The following is a 4659-nucleotide window of genomic DNA, read 5'->3' on the forward strand; positions in this document are numbered from 1 at the left end:
GGGGGGCCCGGTCCAGAGTCGGGTGCGCGGGGCGGGCGGGAACACCGGGGCGCCCCGGGCCGCGTCGCGGCCCGGCGGGGCGGCGCGCGCCCAGGCCGTTCGGGCGGCCGAGGGCGGGACCCTGCCGGCCACCGCCGAGGTGCGCAACGCCGGCTGGGAGGCGGTGCGGCCGGGCACGGCCCTGGAGACGGTGGTCACCGGCACCGGCGGCCTGCCCGGCGGCGGGATCGAGGTCGAGTGCGTGCAGGACGGCGCCCGGCTGCGGGTGCGGGTGGTGTCGGCGGGCTTCGACCCGGGCCGGCGGGTGCAGTTCCCGAAGGACGTCCGGGTCGCGGGGGCGCGGTACCTGGTCGCCGAGGTGCGGGAGTCCGCCTCGGGCGGCTTCTACCGGGCGCGCGGCGAGATCAAGCGCCTGCTCTGAACACCCCCGGGGGGGGGGCGGCCCCCCCCCGCCCCCCCCCCCCCCGGGCCGGGATCAGCTCAGCCGCAGCACCAGCTTGCCGGTGTTCTCCCCGCGGAAGAGCATCCCGAGGACGGTCGGGAAGTCGTCCACCGTCCCCTCCACCACGTGCTCCTTGACCTTGATCCGGCCGTCCGCGATCCAGCCCGCGAGCTCCCGGGCCGCCTCCGGGTAGCGGGGCGCGTAGTCGAACACCACGAAGCCCTCCATCCGGGCCCGCCGCACCAGCAGTGACAGGTAGTTGGACGGGCCCTGCACGGCGGTCTCGTTGTTGTACTGGCTGATCGCCCCGCAGAGCACCACCCGGGCGTGCATCGCGAGCCGGGTGAGCGCGGCGTCCAGGACGTCCCCGCCGACGTTGTCGAAGTACACGTCGATGCCGTCGGGCGCGTGGTCGCGCAGCGCCTTGCGGAGGTCCTCGGAGTGGTAGTCGATCGCCGCGTCGAAGCCCAGTTCCCCGGTGAGCAGCGCGCACTTCTCGGGGCCGCCCGCGATGCCGACCACCCGGCAGCCCTTGATCCTGGCGATCTGCCCGACCAGGCTGCCGACGGCCCCGGCGGCGCCGGAGACCACCACGGTCTCGCCCTCCTTGAGCGCCCCGACGTCCAGCAGCCCGAAGTAGGCGGTCATCCCGGGCATGCCGAGCGCGCCGAGGTACGTCGACAGCGGCGCGAGCGCGGGGTCGACCTTCAGTGCGCCCTTGCCGTCCGAGACCACGTACTCCTGGACGCCGAAGCTGCCGACCACGTGGTCGCCGACGCGGAACTTCGGGTGGTCGGACTCGACGACCTCGACCACGGACCCGGCCCGCATCACCTCGCCCAGCCCGACCGGCGGCAGGTAGGACGGCCGGTCGTCCAGCCACCCGCGCATCGCCGGGTCGAGCGACACGTACCGCGTCCGCCCCACGAACTGCCCGGGCCCGGCCGCCGGCACCGGCTCCGCCCCGTGGGCCCAGTCCTCCGCCCGCACCTCCCCGACCGGCCGACGGGCGAGGCGGATCTGACGGTTGGTCGCGGTCATGACGTCTCCTGGGGGCGCGCGCGGGCCTGCACTGGAGGCCCGAGTCTAAGCAAGCGCTTAGTCATCTGACCAGTGCCCGCCCGGCGCGTCGAGGTCAGCGGCCTGGCCGGTAGTAGGCGTCGAGGGGTGCGCGCGCCTCGTCGAACAGGGCCGGGCCGTCCTGGGCCACCGTCGGCCAGGCGCCCGACTGCGGGTTGAGCTCGACGAGTTGCTCGGTGGAGAGCGCGAAGACCACCCGGCCGAGGCCGGAGCGGACGATGCCGCCGGCGCACATGCCGCAGGGCTGGCAGCTGGTGTAGAGGGTGGTGCGGGCGGCCAGGTCCGGGTCGAGTTCGCGGGCCGCCCAACGGGCGAGCTTCAGCTCCGGGTGGGCCGTGATGTCGTCGTCGCGCCGCACCGTGTTGTGCGCCTCGGCGAGGATCGCGCCGTCCGGGCCGGCCAGCAGGGAGCCGTACGGTGCGTCGCCCAGGGCGACCGCCCGGGCCGCGAGGGCGACGGCGCGCCGCAGGAGGGTTTCGTCGGCCGGGGTGATCACGATCGGTCCTTCCAGTGGGTGGCCACGGTGGTGAGCGCCTGCCAGGCCGTGCGGGGCCGACGGGTCTCCTCCGGATCGCCGTGGTAGGGGTCGAGGACGACGGTGTCCGCGCCGAGCAGCCGCAGCTGGTCGAGGTCGTCGAGGACCTGCTCGACGGTGCCTACCCCGGCGGGCCGCTCGGGATCGTCGACCGGCGCCTCGGTGATCCGCAGGGCGATGCGGGGGGAGAATCCCGGCAGCGAGTGCTCCGCCAGGATCGAGCGCATCAGGGGCAGGGGGAGCCGCAGCGGGTGCCAGGCGTCGCCGAACCTGACCGCGCGCCGGATCGCCGCCTCGCTGTGGCCGCCGACCCAGACGGGCGTCGGGGCGGCGTGGCCCCCCGTCCCCATCCCCGCCCCCGGAGTCTCCGGACGCCAGGCGTCCCGCAGCACGCCCAGGTACTCGTCGGTCAGTCGGCCGCGCGCGGCGAACGGCACGCCGAGCGCGTCGAACTCCTGCCGCGCCCAGCCGACGCCCACCCCGAGGACGAACCGGCCGCCGCTGAGCCGGCTGAGGTTGGCGGCCAGCCGGGCCGTCAGCAGCGGGTGCCGATAGGGCAGGATCAGCACGCTCGTGCCCAGCCGCAGGTCCGTGGTGAGACCGGCCAGCCAGGACAGCGTGGTGAACGGCTCGTAGAACGGCTCCGGGTACCGCACGGCCACGTCCGGGGTGATGGTCACATGGTCCGACAGCATGAGGAGGTCGAAGCCGAGCCCCTCCGAGGTCCGCGCCCATTCGCGCAGCACGCCGGGGTCCGTCCCGGGCCCGAAGTTCGGTACGTTGACGCCAAGTTGCATGGACCGAGGCTATCCCGGTGATCATGGCCGACGGAACCGAACCATCCCGGTGATCATCGCTCTCCGCCGTGGTTCTGCCGGTAGAATCGCAAAATGGCCGTGAATCTCGACGACGTCGACTGGCAGATCATCGGACAGCTGCAACGGGAGGCCCGGATCTCCCTCAGCGAGCTGGGGCGGCGGGTGAACCTCAGCTCGTCCGCCACCACGGAACGGGTGCGGAACCTGGAGGCGCTGGGCGTCATCACCGGCTACCACGCCGTGGTCGACCTGGCCAAGGTCGGTTACCCCGTGCTCGCCGTCGTCCGGCTGAAGTACCCGGGCAACCGGCACGAGCCGCTGCGCCGGCTGCTCGCCGAGCGGCGGGAGCTCCTGGAGTGCCTGCGCACCACCGGCGACGACTGCTACACCCTCAAGGTCGCCGCGACCTCCATGGAGCATCTGGAGACGCTCGTGGACGAGCTGGCCGGCTTCGGCAGCACGACCACGAGCGTCGTCTACAGCCAGACGCTGCCCACCCGCGGCCCCGACCGGCCCTGAGCCGCCGCGCCCCTCGCCGCGCCCCTCGGCGCGGCCGGACGCCGGGTCAGCCGTGCCCGGTCGAGGGCTGCCAGCCGAGGGCGGGGCCGAGGCGGGTGGCGAGGTCGGTGAGGATCTGCACGTAGTCCTGGTGGTCGAAGGTGAAGGGCAGGGCGAAGGCGACCTCGTCGACCTCCTGGTAGCCGGCGTGGGCGTGCAGCCGCTCGGCGATCTCCTCGGACGGGCCGACCAGGTCGGGCGCGAACACCATCCGGGCCGGGCCCTGCGGGGCGAGGGTGCGCGGGGTGCGGGCGAGGGCGTACGCCTGGTACTTGGCGCGCTGTTCGGGGCTGGCGCCGTCGGTGGGGATGACGACGAGGCCCTGGGAGACGCGGGCGCGCTCGCCGTCGGGGTGCTGGGCGCGGAAGGCGCGGATCTGGGTGCGCTGGATCTCGGCGAAGTCCTCGGACTCCCCGGGCTCCCCGGCCTTGACGATGCTGCTGGTGAGCAGGTTGAGCCCGTGCTCGCCGGCCCAGCGGGCGGAGCGCAGGCTGCCGGCGCCGTACCAGAGCCGGGAGGCGAGGCCGGGGGAGTGCGGCTGGACCCGGCGGGAGTACACCTCGATGCCCTCGGTGCCGGCGAAGTCGGAGGCGGGCTCGCCGCGGACGAGGCCGAGGAGGCGCTCGGCGCGACCGGTCCCGAAGTCCTCGTGCTCGCCGGTGTCGGGGTGGAGCGCGCCGCGGACCCGGTCGTAGTGGGTGGGCGGGCCGACGCTGAAGCCGGGGTTGAGGCGGCCGCCGGACAGGATGTCGACGGTGGCGAGGTCCTCGGCGAGGCGCAGCGGGTTCTCCCAGCCGAGCGGGGTGACGGCGGTGCCGAGGTGGATGCGGCTGGTGCGCTGGGAGGCGGCGGCGAGGACGGCGACGGGGGAGGAGATCCCGTACTGGAGGTGGCGGTGGCGCAGCCAGGCGCTGTCGAAGCCGAGCTGCTCGCCGAGGGTGATGAGGTCGAGGGTGGACTCGTGGCCCCGGCGCGGGTCGGCCTCGTCGAACAGTCCGATGGTCAGGAAGCCGAGTTTCCGCAGCGGTCGTGGGGTCGGCGGCATGGTGGGTGGCTCCGGGTGGTGTGAGGCGGCCCCGGGAGGGCCGGGCGGGTGGTGCCCGTCGAACGTACGCAGGCGGCTCGCGTCCCCACAAGATCGGCGCGGGATCGGACATCGGCGCGCAACACGGCGCAATCCCCCCTCAATACCGACCCGGTACGGGGCGGGGGGGGGGGGGGGGGCG

5 protein-coding genes and 1 pseudogene are annotated in these 4659 nt (G+C 74.6%); 2 read left to right on the forward strand and 4 right to left on the reverse strand.

Features of this window, described 5'->3' with window-relative positions; genetic code table 11:
- Positions 1-421 (forward strand): annotated as a pseudogene (locus ACFV6I_RS34385) (hypothetical protein); the annotation flags it as partial.
- Positions 422-475: 54 nt separating this feature from the next.
- On the opposite strand, the gene ACFV6I_RS34390 reads toward ACFV6I_RS34385, so the two are convergent.
- The 3 genes from ACFV6I_RS34390 to ACFV6I_RS34400 form a co-directional block, all read right to left on the reverse strand.
- A complete protein-coding gene (locus tag ACFV6I_RS34390) occupies positions 476-1483 on the reverse strand; it encodes an NADP-dependent oxidoreductase (protein WP_380429700.1) in 1008 nt (335 codons plus the stop codon).
- A 94-nt stretch (positions 1484-1577) separates the two neighbouring features.
- The gene (locus ACFV6I_RS34395; RefSeq protein WP_063345918.1) at positions 1578-2018 is read right to left on the reverse strand and encodes a nucleoside deaminase; all 441 of its coding nucleotides are present in this window, start codon (positions 2016-2018) and stop codon (positions 1578-1580) included.
- A complete protein-coding gene (locus tag ACFV6I_RS34400) occupies positions 2015-2854 on the reverse strand; it encodes a TIGR03619 family F420-dependent LLM class oxidoreductase (protein ID WP_380429703.1) in 840 nt (279 codons plus the stop codon). The genes ACFV6I_RS34395 and ACFV6I_RS34400 overlap by 4 nt, the downstream gene beginning before the upstream one ends.
- Before the next feature lie 93 nt (positions 2855-2947).
- Between ACFV6I_RS34400 and ACFV6I_RS34405 the strand changes: the two genes are divergently transcribed.
- The gene (locus ACFV6I_RS34405; RefSeq protein WP_363375796.1) at positions 2948-3394 is read left to right on the forward strand and encodes an Lrp/AsnC family transcriptional regulator; all 447 of its coding nucleotides are present in this window, start codon (positions 2948-2950) and stop codon (positions 3392-3394) included.
- A 46-nt stretch (positions 3395-3440) separates the two neighbouring features.
- Here ACFV6I_RS34405 and ACFV6I_RS34410 read toward each other — a convergent pair whose 3' ends face one another.
- Complete coding sequence (locus tag ACFV6I_RS34410) at positions 3441-4478, reverse strand: LLM class flavin-dependent oxidoreductase (protein ID WP_380429706.1); 1038 nt, start codon at positions 4476-4478, stop codon at positions 3441-3443.
- Between the last annotated feature and the right edge of the window lie 181 nt (positions 4479-4659).

This window comes from Kitasatospora sp. NPDC059803, assembly GCF_042732255.1.
GTDB lineage: Bacteria > Actinomycetota > Actinomycetes > Streptomycetales > Streptomycetaceae > Kitasatospora.